We start from the raw sequence: 19150 nt of genomic DNA on the forward strand, positions 1-19150 counted from the left end.
AGCCAGTTAGCCTCGCTACTAGCGTAGTACACCCTATGTCGTTGCGAGGAGCGCAGCGACGCGGCAATCTCCACCTAACGCGGAGGCAGGTTGACTGGCGGCGGAAAGACCACCTCATCACCACGGTTGGCATCTAGCTGACGAATATCGGTGGGCCGACCCTGCTCATCAAGGCTGATCAGCCCGATGCCGCTGCCATTCCAAAGCCGCTCACCGGCGCTGGCTTTATCAGGGTCGCGGGGGTAAATGCTGAGTTTGCGCCGCTTAGTCAACCAGTTGAGCGGCGATAGCGGGGCATATAGCCACCGGTTCAGGCGATCAAAGAGATTAAGCAACTGCTCGGGAAAGGAGTTCTTAATCCCACTTGAGGTCACTTGCCATAGCTGCGGCGCCTGGTGTTTGCGACGCACCACAATATCGTAAGCAAATGAATAATGGACATCGCCCGATAAAATAACGAAGTTACCCGGCGTTTTGGAGTGCCGCCAGATTTGCAGCAGCGTATTTGCCGCTCCTGGGTGGGCCATCCAGTTTTCGGCATCCACCATCAGCGGCTTTCCGAAGAGGGTGAACAGCTTTTGAATCGTTTCAATCAACTTGACCCCAAACATCGGCGCGGGCGAGATGATCACCGCACTTTTGGCCCCCAGTAACGCCTGCTGCATCTCCATTAACGCCTCCCAGTCCATAAGGCCTGAAGGTCGTTGCGGACGGCGCTCACTGCGCCAACGGCGGGTACGGGTATCCAGCACGATCAAACAGGGCGTGCCTGGCACCTGAAATTGCCAGCCCTGAAATCGCAGCAGTCGCTCAATCAACGCATCCTGCGCTTCACACTGAAGCGGCTGTTCGCCCTCGCCTAGCAGCGTCTCGGCCTGTTGCACCAACCCGTTCATTTTACTCGGCTCGTTACCCCACGCCTGACAGAGTAAATACGCCACCAACGCGTTACCGATAATACGTTTCGAGAAGGGGTAGCCATAAGCGGCACGCTCCCAATCGGCCGTCAGGTTCCAGTCATCGGTCACATCATGATCATCGAAGATCATCAGGCTGGGAAGGTGGGCCATTAATCGCGCACATTGCGGCAAACCGGCCACAAAAGCGTCTATCACCGTCTTCTCTTGGCGATAAATATCAGCGTCATGTTCATTTAAGGCGGGCGCGTCGAACGTGATCACTTGCCAGGGCACCGGCGACCACACCAAGCAGTACATGGCGAGCATTTCAGCGAGCGTGATTAAATGATTGTGCGCATTGTCTGAGGTAAACACCGGTTTCTTAACGCCGCCGAAAAAGCGTTCACGCAGTGCTGCATTGCTGGTGACATCCGGCAGTAACTCACCTCGGCGATAGTAGCTATCTGGCGATTGATAAAGCGCTTGACTGTCATCCTCGGTGGCGCCTTCCAGCCACTCATCCACCAGCCCCAACTGGTCGATGAACGCATGTATCGCGCGCAACATGGGGCCTGCCACATCGTCAACGTAAACTTGATCACCGGTCATCATTAACCATGCTGGCCATTCGGTGGGGGCGGATTGCTGTTTAGCGAGCCAGTGATCGGCTCGCACCAGACCATCGGCACCATCGTGATGTGGTTTGCGGCAAGACCCATGCATGAGGCGGTGATGACGTGAGGCAATCACAAAAGCAGGATAGTCGGCATCGTCATAACACAGCCATGGCGCCCACTCAGGAAGCGAGCACCACTGCCCCGGGGCGGTTTCTACCTGCAGGTCATACTCGATACGCTCGTCATAGGGCAACGGTGTATCCAGCGCCACATCAATGAGACAGATAAAGGCCCGCTCACCAATCGCTATGCGCTGCTGATAAGGCGCTAGCTCAATTGACCTGGCCTCCTGCTGCCCGGGGCACAACACCAGTGTTAAATTCAGTGGCCGGGTGACAACCATCCACAGCGCCAGCCGCGCCGGGCTGATGCGTCTTAATAGTGGGCCGACTAAAACATCGGGCAGCGTATCAGTACGATTCATCCAATCCGGTCTCCGTTATCCACGCGCTACGACGGGCAGCTCTATCGTCACCTCCAACCCACCAGCGCTGGCGCGGGCAAGATGCATATGACCGCTATACAGAGCCACTAGATCGGTGACGATAGCCAGTCCCAAACCGCTGCCCGAACGCTGTTCGTCCAACCGTTTACCACGCTGTACTGCCTGCTGGCACTCCACCGCCGACATACCGGGACCATTGTCACTGACGGTTAAGCGTAACCGCTGCTCATCCACCGTGACGCTAAGCTGCACTTCACTGCGTGCCCAGCGCAGCGCGTTATCCATGATATTACCCATCAACTCCTGGAGATCCTGATCATCCATATGCACCTTCACCTCACGCGACCAGGCTTGGTGTAGCGCAATACCGCGGCGCTGAGCAAGCCTGTCCAGCCCATTAAGCAAGGGCGCCAAGGTGGCATGCAAATCGATCGGTGCAAAGCGGACGCCTTCACCTACCGCCGAGGCACGGGCCAAATGATGGCGTACCGCGCTATCCATGCGAGCCAACTCAACTTCCCAGGCGGCGCGGTTTGTCTCCGGTAGCTGGCGCAGCTGCAGCCGCATCACGCTGAGCGGCGTTTTCAGCGCATGGGCAAGATTCCCCGCCGTATGGCGTCCCCGCTCAATCAAGCGCTGGTCCCGGGCCAGTACCGCGTTCATTGAGATAGCCAGTGTCGCCAATTCATTAGGCAGCTGAGTATCGAGCTGTTCAGCATTCCCTTGTTCGACGGCGCGCAGGTTAGCATGCATACGCCGTAATGGCGCTAACCCCCAGTGCACCTGCAACGCCAGTACGCCGAGCAGCACGAGGGCAAGCCCTAATAGCCCGCCCCACAGCAGCCGTTGAAACTCATTAATATCGTGAGTGAGCCCATCATCCTGAGCAGCCACACTGAGATGTAAAGGCATTTCTAACGGCGCCAGATAGATATCGCGCTCTACCACACGCAGCGACTGACCTCGCGGCCCCGTTAATGAGCGAGCACTTAGCTGTTCATTGTCGAGCACCGGAAGACGCTGATCCCACAGCGAGCGTGAGACCAGCGTATGCTGATTATTATCAGTTATTTGCCAGTACCAGCCCGAGTACACATGCTCAAAACGCGGGTCACCTAGCGCCCGGTCGTGGACAAGCTGCTGCGCCAGGGCGTCATAAGCAACGCTGGCCGTCATAACGTTAAGCGTGGCGGTCAAGCGGTCATCAAAGGCCTGAGTCGCCAGCACTCGATAGTGGTGGGACAGAAGTGTACCGGCCACGGGTAGCGCCAGCCCAACGATCACTAACACCGCCAGCAGTAGCCGCAGGCTGATGGAGCGCATCGCCCAGCGCCTGAGCCATTGGTGACGCCAAGCCGTATGAGGTGGACTCATTCGGTCGCGGGCTCTTCTGCTAACAGACGATAACCCTGACCGCGCTGAGTGGCGATACGCCAACTGCCCAACTTGCGTCGCAAGCGGCTGACCTGAACATCAATCACGTTTGAATCAGGCTCGTGATCACGGTCATACACGTGCTCGGCAAGCTCGCTACGGCTCACGACTCGGGGGGCCGCGTGCATCAAATAGCCAAGCAGACGGGTTTCCTGGGCGGTTAAGCCTACCGGGCGGCCAGCCAGCGTGACGTGCTGGGTATGGGTATCTAAACTTAGCTCGCCCACTTTCAGTACCGGGTGGGCATGACCGTGGCTGCGACGTACCAGTGCTCTCAAGCGAAACAGCACTTCAGCAGACTCAAAGGGCTTGGTGACATAGTCATCCGCGCCGGCAGTAAACCCCGCCGCTTTGTCAGCCCAGCGTTCGCGTGCCGTCAGGATCAGTACCGGCAGGTCGATACCATCTTCCCGCCACGCGGCCAGCCAGCGAGTACCGTCACCATCGGGTAGGCCGACATCCAAGATCAACGTGTCGTAGGCTTCGGTACGCACCAGAAAATCGGCGTCCTGGCCACTGGCCGCGTGCTCGACCAGCCAGTCACCGTCGCGTAATGCTTGGCTCAGCTCACGCGCAAGCGCTTGGTCGTCCTCTACCAGCAAACACTTCATGGGCTCACTACTCTTTGCTTATGTGATCAGGCATATAGCTCTTTAGGCCGATATTTTTTAGGTCTATGTTTTTAGGTCTATGCGTTTTAGACCAATGTTTTTTAGACCAAGGTTTTTTTAGACTGATGTTTTATCGCCGCATAGCATCGATGCGGACGCCTTCGATAGACATTAACTGGCCGTTATGACCATCAAACTCAAATTCCACGACCTGCCCCTGAGGGCCAAGCAACTTGATTTCGTACTCCACATACCCGCCTTCACGCTCCACTTCAACTTCCAGCACTTCACCTATGTAGCGAGCTTCCAGCCAATCTAAAATGGTGTCGAGCGGCACGACCTCGCCACGGCTCACCTCGCCGTGAAGGGACTCCCAGGATTGATCACCGACCGCGCCTCCCGCCAGCAGTAGCGCAAGCGTAACGGCCGCGGCAGTCCGGCGCTGATATCGCAGACAGCCAGGCCTAAGCGTTGGTAGATAACGTAGTCGTTTACTCATGGTATCAGCATGCCAAAGACAACATGAACGTTAGATGAACAGCTTTGTCAGCTTATGGAAAATAGGCCGATGGTATAAATCCCTCGTGCATTCGCTGAATGCCATTAGCTATGTCAGTAACGACACCAATAACGGTGACATTAACGACGCCATGTATCTGCGTAAGCTGTCATAGAAAACGCTTTTTACCTTAAAGAAGGAACTTGAGATGAACACGATGAAAAAAATGCTGCTGATCCCGGCCTCTGCCCTGTTGCTTACCGCCGCTGCCGGAACAGCTCAAGCTGACACCTTACCGCTAGACCGTATTGATGACGTATTGACCCACGCCAACGACTACGGCTTCAGCCAGTATCAGGAAATTAGCATTGAAAGCCGCAACCGTGTGGAAGTGGAAGGCTGGCTGGACGAAGAGTGGCGCGCCGAAGTGGAATTCTCGCTTGAAAATGGTGAATCGCTGCAAGAGCAGCGTGAGCGCCAAATCACTGGCGCCTGGGGCATGAGCGAAGACGATATACGCCAAGCTTTAGACGTTGCCCGCCAGGAAGGAATGGTCGAATTTGAAGATATGGATATTGATCAGAGCGGCATCATCGATATCGAAGGCCGCGACGACAACGGCCACGAACTAGAAATCAGCGTTAGGCAAGGATCTTACGACGTTACCCAAATGGACCGCGATTGATGCTCAACTGAAGCAATGCTTAGCTGAAGCACTGTTTAACTGAAGTACTGTTTAACTGAAGCACGGTATGGGCTCCCAGCGGGAGCCCACTGCGTTTAGGCGAGCTTAATGGCAGTTCTGGCAGTTACCCCGCGCCATGATGGCCTCGACAATACGCTCTATACCCTGTCGATAGGCTGCCTGACGGTAAGTAATGCCTTCATCGGCAGCGCGGGCAAGTACCTTACTGGCCTCGTCACGCAACAGCGTGTCCAGCCGCTCATTCACCTGCTCTTCGCTCCATTTCTCGCCTGCGCGATTTTGCAGCCACTCAAAGTAGCTGACGATTACCCCGCCGGTATTGGCGAGTACATCCGGCAATACCGGTACGTCACGCTGAGCAAGCGCTTGATCTGCATCGCTGGTGACCGGTCCGTTGGCAATTTCCAAGATAGCGCCTGCCGCGACCTCGTTTACATTATCGGGATCAATTTGGTTTTCCAGCGCCGCCAATGCCAGTACATCCACCTCCAGTGCGAGCAGGTCGTCACCCGATATCGCCTTGCCTTCCTTGCTGGCGGTTACCTTGCCGCTGTTATCCTTGGCCTGCTTAACCCTGGCGATATCCAGGCCATCGGCGTTATAGCACCCACCGCTGGAGTCGGATACCGCCACGATGCGGTAACCGCGCTCGCTGGCCAAGTGGGCGAAATGATAGGCTGCGTTGCCAAACCCCTGCACCGCCACGGTGGTCTCTTCGGGTTTACGCCCGGCACGCTCGGCCCATAAATCGAGCACCTTGAGTGCGCCGCGCCCGGTGGCCGCTACGCGCCCTGGCGAACCGCCTAGCGACAGGGGTTTTCCGGTAATCGAGGCGGGCGATTGGGCACGTATGATGTGCTGGTACTCGTCGATCATCCACCCCATCACTCTGGCATCGGTATTGACATCAGGGGCGGGAATGTCGCGATCAGGCCCGATAATGTCCGCAATGGCGCGAATATAGCCGCGGGCTAAACGCTCACGCTCCAATGAAGAGAGTGCTTTGGCATCTACTTGAACGCCGCCCTTACCTCCACCATAAGGCAACCCCACCACCGCACACTTCACCGCCATCCAGAAGCTTAACGTGGTGACTTCGTGCTGGTTTACCTGGGGATGAAAGCGTACGCCGCCTTTGGCAGGCCCAAGGCTGGTATCGTACTGAACCCGCCACGCGGGGAAGGCTTTTAAGCTGCCATCGTCCATCCGCACAGGAATACTTACCTGCAGCGAGAGGCTGGGTTGCATTAGCCGTGCCTGGGCATCGGGGTGAACGTCGAGCGCTTGGAATACCTCTTCAAGCCGCGAGCGAGCATCCTCAAACAGCGCCGCCCCCACTTCTGGCGTTAACGCCTGCAGCGGCGTTTTCTTTCCTCGTTGTTGAGGCGCTGGATCCTTTTGCGTTTTTGCCTTCTGCTTGTTTGAGGCGCCCTTTTTGTCTTTAGCACTGCCCATTTAACACGCTCCTTTTGTTTGGCCAGATAGGACTTCACCGGTTAACGTTATAACGTGTTGTCAGCTTAGCAGTTCACAGCGCTTCTTGGCGTTCACCTGATCATCCTGTTGAGGAGAAGCCCTTGGCAAATGACGACATTGAGGAGGCGGTGAATGCTGACGCATTCGACACCCTGTTTCAGGATGACGCGGTACGCCGGGATTTAGCTTGGCTAGCCACCACACCTGACCTGGTAACGCTGCCGCCACCGATTCCCTGTGGAGGAAGACCCTCTCTAAAAGAGCTTGGGTTGGAAGAGACCTTGTTAACCTGGCTGACCACGCTGGGCCGACCAGCGTTAGCGGTGCTGAACGGCCAACGCACCACGCGTATGGGCCATTACCATGAACGCTTATGGCACACCTTGCTGGATTATGCGCCCAACACGCGACTGCTCGCCCGCAATGTCCGTATTATCTCTCAACGCACCACCCTGGGTGAGCTGGATATGCTTTATCGCACCCGTGCCAACCCCGCGCCGGTGCACTTGGAAGTGGCGATCAAGTTTTACCTGGGACTACCCGACGGACCGGGCGCGACTAACAGCCAAAGCCGCTGGATTGGCCCTGGCGGGCTGGACAGCCTAGCGATTAAAGGCGCCCATCTGAAGCGGCACCAGCTACCGCTTTCAACGACAGCGCTCGCTATGAAAACGCTTGAACACTGGCTGACGCCACGCGACCTTGGCGCGCTAGAAGGAGCACTAACGACACAACTCACGCAACGATTAGCGATGCCTGGCGTACTCTATTACCCCTGGCACGCGTCGCTGCCTGCGCCGCAGGGCGCCACGCCCAACCATCGGCGTGGCGTGTGGTGCTACTGTCGCGACTGGCCAGCATTGGCCGCCAGCAAAACAGACACCCCCAAGATGGCATGGCTGCAAAAGCCCCACTGGCTGGCGCCACCGCGGCTCAGCAACTTTGGTAATGCCGCTGATCTCATGCCCGCTATCATGGATAACCTCCATGCCTGGCGCTCCCCGCAGCAGGTCATGCTGTATTACGCCACTGAACAGCGCTATGAACGGCTATTTTTGGTACCCGACGACTGGCCACGACAAGTACCGCTTCCTCCACGCCTTCGCTAGCTCACACGATGACAAGATTATCGCGGTGAATAAGCTCATGGGCTTCCACGTAACCAAGAATCGCCTCAATCTGATGGCTGGGCTGCCCCACCAGTTGGCGTGCTTCATCGGCACCATAATTGACCAAGCCTTTGGCCACTGACACGCCCTGCTCATCCACACACACCACCATATCGCCGCGCTTAAAACTGCCCTGCACGTCGCACACGCCCACCGGAAGTAGGCTTGAGCCTTTGTCGCGCAGCACTTTCACCGCGCCGGCATCCAATACCAATGTGCCACGCACCTGCAACTGCCCAGCCAGCCAACGTTTACGTGCGGCAATCGGCACCTGATCTGGACGCAGCAGCGTACCGAGCGACTCTCCCGCCATCACGCGGTTAATGACATCGGGCTGGCGGCCGCTGGCAATCACCGTGACCGCACCGGACCGCGCCGCCAGTTGCGCCGCACGCACCTTGGTGCTCATGCCGCCACGTCCCAGCGCGCCACCGCTACCAGCTACAGCGGCCAGGCGCGGATCATTCGCACGCCCTTCGGCAATCATCTGGGCATTGGCATGGTGACGCGGGTCGGCATCAAACAGGCCTTCCTGGTCGGTCAATAGGAGTAATGCGTCAGCTTCCAGCAGGTTGGCGACCAGCGCGCCCAACGTATCATTATCGCCAAAGCGAATTTCATCGGTGACCACCGTGTCGTTTTCATTGACCACCGGGACCACGCGCATTTCTACCAGCGTGCGTAGCGCTGAAAGCGCGTTAAGGTAGCGCTTGCGGTTGGAAAGGTCATCGTGGGTAAGCAGAATCTGAGCGGTGAGCATGCCATGGCGGGCAAAATGCTGCTCATAGCACTGGGTAAGGCCATTTTGGCCCACGGCAGCCGCTGCCTGTAGCTCATGCACAGCACTCGGGCGCACCTGCCAACCAAGGCGCACCATGCCCGCCGCCACGGCGCCCGACGACACCAATACTACCTCAATGCCTTGCTGATGGAGGGCGGCGATTTGATCGACCCAGCCACCAATGGCGGCTTCGTCCAGACCGCGTCCATCGTTGGTCAATAGCGCGCTGCCGATTTTCACCACTACCCGCCGCGCCCCACTCAGTGCGCTGCGCCCCAACATTTGCTCGTTACTTTCCATGTGACCCCACCTTCTTCAGGCACGACAACTGATCAGACACTTATAAAAAGAGCCGCGCGAACGCAGCTCTTGTTAGCTTACCAATCTATCACGCCCAGCCTATCTGGCTAAGAACCACCTGGCTAAGGGGCGTATTCGACCTCAACATCGTAATCATCGTCATCAAAGTCTTCGTCGTCTTCATCGTCGCGCTTACGACGCCGACCAAGACGCGCTTCGGTACGGGCCACCGACTCTTCTTCCATACGACGGCGCATCTCTTGCTCGCGCGCCAGCGCTTCTTCGTCTTCATTTTCGAGACGACGCTGCTCGGTCAACCAGCGATAGGCCGCCTGCACCAGCTTATCGGTGCCGTCACTACTGATCGCCGAAATACGGAATACCGGGCCTTCCCAGTTAAGCGCCTGAATAATCGCCTGGGCGCGTTCTTCGCGCTCCTCTTCCGGCAACAGGTCAAACTTGTTCAATACCAGCCAGCGCGGGCGTTCAGAAAGCGCCGGTGAGAACTGCCCCAGCTCGTGAACAATCGCCTTTGCGGCTTCAACCGGGTCAGATTCATCAAAGGGTGCCACGTCGACCACATGAAACAGCAACCGTGTACGTGTCAGGTGCTTCAAAAAACGCAGCCCTAAACCAGCACCATCCGAGGCACCTTCGATTAAGCCCGGCACATCAGCCATGACAAAGTGCTCATGCATCCCCAGCTTCACAACACCTAAATTAGGCACCAGAGTAGTGAACGGGTAGTTAGCGACCTTGGGCTTGGCGGCGGACACCGAGCGAATTAGCGTGGATTTACCAGCGTTGGGCATGCCCAGCAGGCCGACATCGGCCATTACCTTCATTTCCAGACGCAGGTTACGGCGGTCGCCTTCAGTGCCAGGAGTGGTACGACGCGGCGCCCGGTTGGTCGACGACTTAAAGTGGATATTTCCCAGCCCACGTCGGCCACCTTCGCCTACCAGCACTACCTGCCCGATCTCGGTAACATCCGCGATCACTTCCAGGGTGTCTTCATCAATCACGGTAGTGCCCACCGGCACTTTTACGTGTAGATCTTCACCGGCCTTGCCGCTCATTTGGCGGCCCATGCCACCCTGACCGTTTTGGGCTTTATAAAAACGCTGGTATTTAAAATCGATCAACGTGTTAAGGGCATCGTCACCGATCAGGTAAACGCTACCACCATGGCCACCATCACCACCATCGGGGCCGCCCCGGGGCACATATTTTTCGCGGCGAAAGCTCAGACAGCCATTGCCGCCTTTGCCCGCCTCAACAATAATCGAGGCTTCATCGACGAACTGCATTGGATTCTCCCGGCCGCTTCCGCCGCCCTAATAAACAATACCTTTCGCCACCTGACGGGTGGAAAAAGGGTTTTAACCGACAAAAAAGCCCCGCCATAGCGGGGCTTTTTCTTCTCGCAACTTTTTTACGCCACTTTCTTCAAGCCATTGCGAGCGCAACGCTACCCGATTAGGCAGAAACGATGCTAACAAACTTACGATTGTTCGGACCTTTGGTCTCAAACTTCACAAAGCCATCGCTCAGAGCGAACAGCGTGTGGTCACGGCCCAGGCCAACGCCAGTGCCCGCGTGGAAACGCGTGCCGCGCTGACGCACGATGATGTTACCCGCAGTCGCCGCTTGGCCACCGAAGAGTTTTACACCTAAGCGTTTGGACTCGGAATCGCGACCGTTACGCGTGGAGCCAGCTGCCTTTTTATGTGCCATTGCAAAATCCTCCTTAAGGGAATTGACCGCTTACGCAGAAATTCCGGTAATTTTGACTTCAGTGAACCACTGGCGGTGGCCCTGACGCTTCATGTGGTGCTTACGGCGACGGAACTTGATGATAGTCACTTTATCGCCACGGCCGTGGGAAACCACTTCAGCGGAGACTTTAGCACCACTAATCATCGGTGCACCGATGTTAAAGTCGTCGCCATCGGCGACCATCAGCACTTCGTCAAACTCGATCGTTTCGCCAGTAGCGACTTCGATTTTCTCGAGTTTGAGCGTTTGACCTTCTTGAACGCGGTACTGCTTGCCACCGCTCTTGATAATTGCGTACATGTCGCTCTCCGGACTTGTCGTTAATGCCGCTTTCGGCAGCGCTCATCGCCTTCCGCTCTTATTGACCTGCTGCGAGTGGCGCCCCTTTTGGCAGCCATCTGACAGGGAGCATGATGAGTGGGTCGCGGATTATAACCACTATCCTCTCTTATCACAAGACTACTGGCGTTTGTCAATTGCCGTTTAGGCTTCTCCAACCGAGTGCGTGTCTTGACGCCTTAAAGGCAGCCCCATAGCATGACCCACATTCTGGGCAGCACTTGCCGCCTCCATCTGCCGCGATGAACGTATCCCATGACCGCCAACGTCTCCTCAGCTCAGCCTGACAGCCCAACGACCTCACCGCTTCACGCGGTAGTGGCCGATGACTTCGCAGCCGTGAACCGTACAATTGTTGAGCAGCTCAACTCTAAAGTGCCGCTGGTTGAAACGATTGGCCAATACATTACGGAAAGCGGCGGCAAGCGTTTACGCCCCCTTTTAGCGCTATTGGCTGCTCGTTCGCTTCATTACACTGGCGACAAGCATATCCCCCTCGCCACGCTGATCGAGTTTATGCACACCTCTACGCTGCTGCATGATGATGTGGTAGACGAATCGCACATGCGCCGGGGCAAGAAAACCGCCAACGACGCCTGGGGCAATGCTCCCTCGGTGCTGGTCGGCGACTTCCTTTATGCGCGTTCCTTTCAGATGATGGTCGATGTGGGCTCTATGCGTATTATGGCGATCCTGTCCGGCGCCACCTGCATTATTGCCGAAGGGGAAGTGTTACAGCTGACCAACATCGGCAACCCCAGCATCACCGAAGAGGACTACTTCGAGACCATTCTGGGTAAAACCGCCATGCTGTTTGAGGCTGCGACCCACAGTGGTGCCGTACTCGCGGAAGCCACCCCGGAACAGGAGCGTGCGCTGCAGTATTACGGCCGCTATCTGGGCCTCGCCTTTCAACTAATCGACGATCTGTTGGATTACCAGGGCGACGCTCAGGCCATGGGCAAAAATGTTGGCGATGACTTGGCCGAAGGCAAACCAACGCTGCCGCTGATTCACGCCATGGAGCAAGGCACGCCCGAGCAGGCCAAACTCATTCGCGAGGTCATTCGCAAAGGCGGGCTCGACCAGCTAGACGCCGTCCTGGCTATTATTCACGCGACCGGCGCCCTCGACTACACCCGCCAGCGCGCCGAAGAGATGGCCGACAAAGCCCTTGAACAACTCGAGGCTCTACCGCCCAGCGTTTACCGCGACAGCATGGCCCAGCTGGCCCGCTTAGCGGTTGATCGACAAGCATAAAAATTCGCCAACGCCATGCGCGGGGGCTTGAAAAAACACGCCTAGCTGAGTATTATCCACCTCCGTTGTTAGGGACAGAAGCGAGCATCTCGGCAACTTTCGGAATATAGCTCAGCTTGGTAGAGCGCTGCCTTCGGGAGGCAGAGGTCGTAGGTTCGAATCCTGCTATTCCGACCAAATAATTCAGACAAAACGGCCACTTAGCTAACACAGCAAGTGGCCGTTTTTTGTTGTGTGAAAAATCGCCGACAGCCAGCACGCACGTATCGCTCATTGCCGTTTCACGCCTCACCCGCTCGCCAATAAGTAGCATGCTATCTATTATGCTAACATTTGCGCTAATGTATTTAGTCCCCTCTTCTTTTAGATATGGAACCAGACTATTAGCCGTTTAACGCACATTAAAGCCGTTTTGCTGTTTGCCAGCACGATGACCGTGATGTCGGGAGCGATCATTGCGCCTGCACTTCCTGGCATCAGCCGTCACTTTGCTGACCAACCACAGGTGCTGATTCAACTCATTCTGACGCTGCCCGCGCTGATGATCACGCTGTTCAGTCCGCTGATGGGTTACCTGGCCGACCGGCTCGGACGCAAGCCTCTGCTGCTGGTCATGCTTTCCATTTACGGCCTGGCAGGTGGCGCAGGTTTCTTGATTGACCGTGTGGATCTGCTGCTGACCTCACGAGCCCTTATGGGGGTGGCCGTTGCGGGTATCCTGAGTATCAGCACGACGCTGGTCGGCGACTACCTCAAGGGGCCAGATCGGGCGCGCTTTCTGGGGTTACAGAGTAGCTGCATGGCGCTTGGCGGGGTTGTCTTTATCAACCTGGGCGGCCTGCTCTCCGACTGGAGTTGGCGCGGCCCCTTCCTACTCTATTTAACCGGCGTACTGCTGCTGCCCTACGCCTGGGCCATGCTCAAGGAGCCCCATCCTCAGAGCAGCGACCCCGCCGACCACGTTGATGAACCGGTGAGCATTGACTATGGCCGTACAGCGCTAGCTTACTCGGTGGGTATGCTGAGTATGATGATGTTCTACATGTTCCCTGCCCAGTTGCCTTTTCTGCTTTCCGAACAGGGCGAAATCAGCGGCTTCGCCATCGGCGTTGCGCTTTCCATGGCGGCGTTCACCGCCAGTATCGTGTCGTTCTGCTACGGCTACTACAAGCCGTTTTTGTCGGTCATGACGATTTATGTGCTGGGTTTTATACTCGCCGGCATCGGCTTTCTAGTGGTGGGATTCACTCATAGCTACAGCATGGCGATTATAGGCGCCGGGATTTCTGGACTGGGCCTGGGTGTGTTCATGCCCAATACCACCGCTTGGCTGATGCGCATCACCCCACAGCGGGTCCGCGGCAGAGTGTTCGGCGGCTTTACCGCCACACGTTCTTTTTCGGCCAGTTTATCTCGCCCATTGCGGTAGCGCCTGCCGTTACCTGGCTGGAATCATTGCGCAATGTCTACCTTGGCATGGCCGTACTCTGCAGTGTGCTGGCCGTGGTGATGATAATCATGGCTAAAACGGCGCTACGCGCAGACAGCAGACTATAAGCGCTGTACTCACTATGCTTGTGAGCTCATCAACCCCACGACACTGACCAGAATCAGCACGGCCCCTAACACGCGAAAGAACAGCCCGGTGTCCGCTTTCAGCATATAGCGGTGGGCTTTTTCGCCCACCAAATGACCGACAAAAGCACATGGCAGCAGCCACAGCTGGTGAGTTAACTGAAGGTCTACGCCCGCGATCAAGAACGAGATCATCTTGATGACCACCAGAATAAACCACAGCACAAACAGGGTATCGCGCAGTTGCGCTTTAGCCACGTGCGTCGCGAACACCGCCACAATCAGCGGCGCGCCGATTAAAGACGTGCCGCTGACGTATCCGCCAAGCGCCAGCAATACGTAGTCCACATACTTGTTTTTACTCTTGAATGGTTTATTCAGCACATAGCCAATGGCATAGATGATCACGATGGCGAAGATAATACTGGTCATCACGTTGGCAGGCAGTGTCAACAGACCCACCACCCCAATCAGCTTGGGGATGATCATGATTTTTAACGCTTTAAGCAGGTAGCTCCAATCGACATTACTTTGTGGCGAAGCGCCTGCCACTTCCTCTTTTCGCAATTGACGATGCCCGTTCCAGGCAATCCAACTGGAGAAAATCAGTAGTTGAATAGCAATAATGGGCAAAAACAGTAGTGGCTCGTTCACCACCAAGAGCAGAAACGGTAGCGCCAGCACCGCACCACCAAACCCCAGGCTGGTGCGTACAAAACCGCTCCAGGCAAAAATTAGTCCAATAAGTGCGTATTGGTACCAAAGAAGATCCGTCATTACTCGTGTTTGTCCCTTAAGGAGAAGTATGGCTACCCAGTTGCCACCAGGTAGGCAACTGGGCACGAACGCGGGGCTGGGCAAAGCGATCATCCATTAATACCACCACCCCTTCATCTTCTGGACCGCGAATCACCCGGCCGGCGGCCTGCACGACCTTGATCAGGCCAGGAATGCGATAGGTGTAGTTATCCCCTTGCCCAAAGCGGGTTTCAAGCCGCGCCTTGAGCGCTTCATTAAAGTCGTTAAACGGCGGCAGACCCAGCGTGGCGATAAATGCGCCAATCAGCCGGTCGCCGGGCAGGTCAATGCCTTCAGCAAAGGCGCCGCCCAATACCGCAAAGCCGATGCCAAGCCCTCCCGGTGTAAAGCGCGTTAGAAACGCTTCACGCTCGGCTTCGCGCATGCCCGGCGTCTGGGCAAATACGGGTATGTCCGGATGCTGCTCGCAAAACCGCGCAAGTGCCGCATCGAGATAGCTGAAACTGCTGAAAAATGCCAGATAGTGGCCCGGCGCCTGCTGATACTGTCGGGCTATCTCGCCCACCATCGGCGCGATCGATGCCTCGCGGTCGCGAAAACGGGTCGAGATATCCCGACGAATGCGCACCTCGAGCTGGCGGGCCACAAAGGGAGAGCACACCTCTCGCCACACGGTATCGGCGGGCAGGCCCAGCAAATCGCGATAGTAGTGTGCAGGGGTCAGCGTGGCGGAAAACAGCACCGTACTGTGGGTGGCCTGAAAGCGCGCGGTCAGGAAATCCGCCGGTATCAGATTCCGCAGGCCGATCAGCGCCCGCCCGCGCCCTTTTTGGGTTACATCGCATAGCGAATGGTCGCCAAAATTTTCCGCCAGACGGCAAAACGCTAACGCCTCGAACAAAAGCTCCTGCAGCTCCAGGGAGATATCTTCCGGGTGTTCGCCCAGGTGGTTGGTGATCGTGGCGGCAGCATTTTGCAGCGCGCCCACCAGCTTCTCGGGTAGCGACTCAAGCAGGTGATAGTTTGCCCGATCCGTATCATCCAGCTTATTTCCGGCGACGTCTTTCACCAACGTCTGCCACTGTCGACCAAGATTTGTCAACGAACGACCAATGGCTGTCGGGGCGTTGCGCTTGACGCGGTTAAAGCGCTGCTGGTCGAGCTCAGCGCTATACATACCGCGTGCCCGCTCGACCATATTGTGCGCTTCATCTACCAGCAGCCCGACCCGCCACTCATTGGCCTGAGCCAGGCCATGGAGCAATGCGTAGCGGTCAAACCAGTGGTTCACGTCGCCAACAATCACATCCGCCCAGCGCGCCAGCTCCTGGCCCAAATAGTAAGGGCAGACGCCATGGGCAAGCGCCACCTTGCGCAGCGCCTCGCGATCCCACCAGCTTTCAGCCACGGCGGCCTGGCGCGCGGCGGGAAGCCGGTCATAGAAACCCGCGGCCAGCGGGCACGCATCGCCGTGGCAGGCGGTTCCCGGGTATTCGCAGGCCTTGTCACGGGCAATGAGTTCAAGCACACGAGGCGCGTCTTGGCCTGAATTCTCGGCGGTCTGTTTATCCGGACGCAGCTGTGCCAAGGCGTCCAGCGCCAGGCGGCGCCCCGGCGTTTTCATGGTCAGGAAAGCAATGCGGTCAAGATGCTGGCGTGGCATGGCGGTGAGCATGGGAAACAGGGTACCCAAGGTCTTGCCGATGCCGGTCGGCGCCTGGGCCAGCAGGCAGCGACCGGTACTGGCAGCCCGGTAAACATCCTCGGCAAGCTCACGCTGACCGGGGCGAAAGCTCGCGTGAGGAAAGCGCAGCATGCCAAGCGCGGCATCCCGCGCGATCCGGTGCGCAGCCTCCTGCTCGGCCCAGGCAATAAAGCGCTCGCACTGGGTGATAAAGAACGTCTCAAGCTCACCGGCACTCGCTTGCTGGCTGAGCAGGGTTTCTTTCTCGGTGGCAATATCCAGATACACCAGCGTCAGCGTGACCTCGTCCAGGTTGCGCGCCTGACACAATAGCGCACCGTAGATTTTTACTTGTGCCCAGTGCAAAGCCCGCTGGTTATCGGCCATGCGCTCAAGGCTGCCACGATAGGTCTTGACCTCTTCCAGGCGGTTTTCTGTCGGGTCGTAGCCGTCGGCGCGCCCGGTAACGGTCAGGCTTTTATACACCCCGGAAAGCGGCATTTCGGCCATATAGCCATCGCCCCGGCGGCTGGCAACAAGCGTATGCCCAACGATCCCTTCCTGAGCACTGGGCGAGGGCGTAAAGCGGTGATCCAGATCACCCTCCCGAGCGGTGAAATCGCACAGCGCGCGTACCGCCACCCGATAACGTGGCTGCTCGCTCATGGCGTTTCTGGCGCATTCAGCCAGCGCACATGGCATACCGCCACAGGAATCGCATGCTGGTGAAAGAACGCCAGCCAGCGGCGCTGGTTATCCTGAAGCCGGTCGCCAGGGCCTTTGACCTCAATTAGCCGATAGCGCGATTCCCCCGACGGCGCGTCAGGGAAAAACTGGATGAGATCCGGCAAACCAGCACGGTTGGCTTTCAGATCGATTAAAAACCGCTCGAAGCAGGCACGAAGATGCTCCGCTGGCAGGCACTCAAGAGCCAGCTCAAGGATCGACTCATCCAGCAATGGCCAGTGCACAAAGGGCGATGCCAGACCGTACTTGGCCTGCCAGGTGTCGTGAATCACCTGCCGGTAGCGTCCGCTTTCCAGGTGCGCCAGGCATTCATCGAAGCGCTCGCGTCGCCTCGCCACGAAGTCATCGCGGTAGAGGTCTGCCGGCCCGTTATGAAAGGGGTGGAAAAAGGCGCCGGGCAGCGGGGCAAAGATCGCTGGCCAGCAAAGCAGTCCGAAAAGCCCGGTAAACAGGGTGTTTTCACTGTAGTAAACAGGGGCATCGGGCGTCGCGAAGTGCAGTGCAACGCCGCGCTCTACCGGCTGCGGGCCAGGGAGAACGAGATCCCAGCGTGTGCAGGCAGGTTCCGCCGCGGCAGGCTCGGCCGCCATTTTCAGCTTGCGGCGCAAGCGCGGGATCAGCCGCCCCAGTGCCTGGGCTTCGGTCTCATTGGGCATGCTGTCGTAAGCGTGCGTCGCCAGTTCGAACGCCTCAGCATGGCGCCCCAAGCGCTCCAGTACACGCAACTGGCGAACACGCGCCTCGCTGCTGGTCGCCTTGGCGTAGCAGTTAAGCGCCAGCTCGGCCTGACCGCTGCGCTCGGCTTCGCGGCCCAGATGTAACAAAAGCCGGGCGCGCCGAGTGGCAAGCCAGGCATTATCCGGGACGGGCGGCACTTCAAGACTTAACGACTCGATCGCTTCGCCCTCCTCCAGCCGCACTCTCAGGCGGTGCAAGGCGAGGTAGGCGTCTACCTCATCACGCCGGTGAAAGGCGCGTGAAGCGTTGGTAAAGGCCACCTTTTCAAAGCGCTGCAGGCCAAGCTCGGTTAACACAAACTCCGCCCAATCCTGGCGCAGGTTGCCAAAGAACATCAGCCGTAGTCGATCGCAAACCGCCATGACCTCAAGACGCACGATAGCCTCAGGCGCCGCCGGCCACCACTGCGCAAGCGGCTTCACTTCGCTAAGCTGAGCGCTCAGGGAAGTCTTGAGCACCGCTTTGCCGGTGGAGGCGCCAAGCCCGGCGTTACGGATAGGCCCGGCCATGGCCTGGCGCAGCTCGGCAAGGCGCAGTTGGTTGAAGAGCTCCTCCCCGCTGAGTGCCGGGTTGTCATTCACCCAGCCAAGCGCCAGCAGTGGCGCGAGCGCGGCAGCGGTATCGCCTATTTCAACGTAGTTGAGTTTGGACACCCGAAAAAGCTCACCCTTGCGCATCACCATGCGCGCAAGCAGTGCCTGGGAGGCGCGGGGCAGCGTCGCGAAGCGGTCGAGAAAGGTGAGTTCATCCTGTGCCAACAGATCGGCATGGCGCTGCCCCACCCACTCCAACACGAAGCGGAAGTTGGTCAGGTAATAAAAGGGGTCATCCAGGGAAGCGGTAGGTGTCGCGAAAGCACTGTTCATTTATCCATTGTAACAGTGCATTGGTGATGCCGTCATCGGCCATTGACGAGGGTTAACCCACTCGATGCTGCTTGAGCACAGTAAGGCTTTGTTCTTCTTCGCTTTGCGGCTGACTGGGCGCATGGCGCGTGCCGACCAGTACGTACCATTCAGCTTCAGACAGATAATGTTGGCACCAGCGGCCAAGGGCCACGGCGCTCTCTTCTCGGCTACAGTCACCGCAACGGTAGTCATTCGCCAAGTGGAGTAGATCATGACGGGCGGTACGCGCTCGCGCAGTGCCGCCGTGCACGTTTGCCAGCGGGCAGCGTCGATCATAGGCGGCGTTGGTCAAGGCGTTAAGCCAACGTTCCAGTTCATGCCCCTGAATTCCACCATACACTGCCACGCTTGAGCTCCCTGCCCC

The 19150-nt window shown here is 57.6% G+C and carries 17 protein-coding genes and 1 tRNA gene; 5 read left to right on the top strand and 13 right to left on the bottom strand.

Annotated elements, in window-relative coordinates; all coding sequences use genetic code 11:
• Positions 1 to 74 precede the first annotated feature (74 nt).
• The 4 genes from ACFFLD_RS19005 to ACFFLD_RS19020 all read right to left on the bottom strand — a co-directional run bounded on the left by ACFFLD_RS19005 (position 75) and on the right by ACFFLD_RS19020 (position 4565).
• Positions 75 to 2000, bottom strand: coding sequence for an alkaline phosphatase family protein (locus ACFFLD_RS19005; protein WP_386043083.1), 1926 nt, complete (start codon positions 1998 to 2000; stop codon positions 75 to 77).
• A gap of 15 nt (positions 2001 to 2015) precedes the next feature.
• Positions 2016 to 3395 carry an ATP-binding protein gene (locus tag ACFFLD_RS19010; protein WP_386043084.1) on the bottom strand — a complete coding sequence of 460 codons (1380 nt, stop codon included), beginning with the start codon at positions 3393 to 3395 and terminating at the stop codon, positions 2016 to 2018.
• Positions 3392 to 4066, bottom strand: a complete 675-nt coding sequence (locus ACFFLD_RS19015; RefSeq protein ID WP_386043085.1) for a response regulator transcription factor — start codon at positions 4064 to 4066, stop codon at positions 3392 to 3394. Before ACFFLD_RS19015 ends, ACFFLD_RS19010 begins: the two co-directional genes overlap by 4 nt.
• A 130-nt stretch (positions 4067 to 4196) precedes the next feature.
• The gene (locus ACFFLD_RS19020; RefSeq protein WP_386043086.1) at positions 4197 to 4565 is read right to left on the bottom strand and encodes a PepSY domain-containing protein; all 369 of its coding nucleotides are present in this window, start codon (positions 4563 to 4565) and stop codon (positions 4197 to 4199) included.
• Positions 4566 to 4773: 208 nt separating this feature from the next.
• Here ACFFLD_RS19020 and ACFFLD_RS19025 point away from each other — a divergent pair, with 208 nt between their 5' ends.
• Positions 4774 to 5250, top strand: coding sequence for a PepSY domain-containing protein (locus ACFFLD_RS19025; protein ID WP_386043087.1), 477 nt, complete (start codon positions 4774 to 4776; stop codon positions 5248 to 5250).
• A gap of 105 nt (positions 5251 to 5355) precedes the next feature.
• Here the strand turns inward: ACFFLD_RS19025 and ACFFLD_RS19030 are convergent, their stop codons facing one another.
• Entirely contained in the window at positions 5356 to 6726 is a 1371-nt protein-coding gene (locus ACFFLD_RS19030; RefSeq protein ID WP_386043088.1) for a Glu/Leu/Phe/Val family dehydrogenase, read from the bottom strand.
• Positions 6727 to 6875: 149 nt separating this feature from the next.
• Here ACFFLD_RS19030 and ACFFLD_RS19035 point away from each other — a divergent pair, with 149 nt between their 5' ends.
• Positions 6876 to 7856, top strand: a complete 981-nt coding sequence (locus ACFFLD_RS19035) for a DUF1853 family protein (RefSeq protein ID WP_386043412.1) — start codon at positions 6876 to 6878, stop codon at positions 7854 to 7856.
• Position 7857: 1 nt separating this feature from the next.
• Here ACFFLD_RS19035 and proB read toward each other — a convergent pair whose 3' ends face one another.
• From proB to rplU, 4 genes are all read right to left on the bottom strand, one after another.
• Entirely contained in the window at positions 7858 to 8997 is a 1140-nt protein-coding gene (gene proB, locus ACFFLD_RS19040; RefSeq protein WP_386043089.1) for a glutamate 5-kinase, read from the bottom strand.
• A 122-nt stretch (positions 8998 to 9119) separates the two neighbouring features.
• The gene (gene cgtA, locus ACFFLD_RS19045) at positions 9120 to 10307 is read right to left on the bottom strand and encodes an Obg family GTPase CgtA (protein ID WP_386043090.1); all 1188 of its coding nucleotides are present in this window, start codon (positions 10305 to 10307) and stop codon (positions 9120 to 9122) included.
• Positions 10308 to 10476: 169 nt separating this feature from the next.
• Positions 10477 to 10734 carry a 50S ribosomal protein L27 gene (gene rpmA / locus ACFFLD_RS19050; protein ID WP_386043091.1) on the bottom strand — a complete coding sequence of 86 codons (258 nt, stop codon included), beginning with the start codon at positions 10732 to 10734 and terminating at the stop codon, positions 10477 to 10479.
• A 30-nt stretch (positions 10735 to 10764) separates the two neighbouring features.
• Positions 10765 to 11076: a 50S ribosomal protein L21 gene (gene rplU / locus ACFFLD_RS19055; RefSeq protein WP_386043092.1), complete on the bottom strand. Its 312-nt coding sequence runs from the start codon at positions 11074 to 11076 to the stop codon at positions 10765 to 10767.
• A 294-nt stretch (positions 11077 to 11370) separates the two neighbouring features.
• Between rplU and ispB the strand changes: the two genes are divergently transcribed.
• The 3 genes from ispB to ACFFLD_RS19070 all read left to right on the top strand — a co-directional run bounded on the left by ispB (position 11371) and on the right by ACFFLD_RS19070 (position 13804).
• Positions 11371 to 12375: an octaprenyl diphosphate synthase gene (gene ispB / locus ACFFLD_RS19060; RefSeq protein ID WP_386043093.1), complete on the top strand. Its 1005-nt coding sequence runs from the start codon at positions 11371 to 11373 to the stop codon at positions 12373 to 12375.
• A 100-nt stretch (positions 12376 to 12475) separates the two neighbouring features.
• Positions 12476 to 12552, top strand: a tRNA-Pro gene (locus tag ACFFLD_RS19065).
• Between the two features lie 262 nt (positions 12553 to 12814).
• The gene (locus ACFFLD_RS19070) at positions 12815 to 13804 is read left to right on the top strand and encodes an MFS transporter (protein WP_386043094.1); all 990 of its coding nucleotides are present in this window, start codon (positions 12815 to 12817) and stop codon (positions 13802 to 13804) included.
• 140 nt (positions 13805 to 13944) lie between these two features.
• Here the strand turns inward: ACFFLD_RS19070 and ACFFLD_RS19075 are convergent, their stop codons facing one another.
• Genes ACFFLD_RS19075 through ACFFLD_RS19090 form a run of 4 tightly spaced genes read right to left on the bottom strand, consistent with a single transcriptional unit; the run spans position 13945 to position 19132 of the window.
• Complete coding sequence (locus ACFFLD_RS19075) at positions 13945 to 14727, bottom strand: TSUP family transporter (RefSeq protein ID WP_386043095.1); 783 nt, start codon at positions 14725 to 14727, stop codon at positions 13945 to 13947.
• A 16-nt stretch (positions 14728 to 14743) separates the two neighbouring features.
• A complete protein-coding gene (locus ACFFLD_RS19080) occupies positions 14744 to 17059 on the bottom strand; it encodes an ATP-dependent DNA helicase (protein ID WP_386043096.1) in 2316 nt (771 codons plus the stop codon).
• On the bottom strand, positions 17056 to 18744 hold the full coding sequence (locus ACFFLD_RS19085; protein WP_386043097.1) for a VRR-NUC domain-containing protein: 1689 nt from the start codon (positions 18742 to 18744) through the stop codon (positions 17056 to 17058). The genes ACFFLD_RS19080 and ACFFLD_RS19085 overlap by 4 nt, the downstream gene beginning before the upstream one ends.
• 52 nt (positions 18745 to 18796) lie before the next feature.
• The gene (locus ACFFLD_RS19090; protein WP_386043098.1) at positions 18797 to 19132 is read right to left on the bottom strand and encodes a hypothetical protein; all 336 of its coding nucleotides are present in this window, start codon (positions 19130 to 19132) and stop codon (positions 18797 to 18799) included.
• Positions 19133 to 19150: the final 18 nt, after the last annotated feature.

Source organism: Vreelandella sulfidaeris (assembly GCF_042429665.1).
GTDB lineage: Bacteria > Pseudomonadota > Gammaproteobacteria > Pseudomonadales > Halomonadaceae > Vreelandella.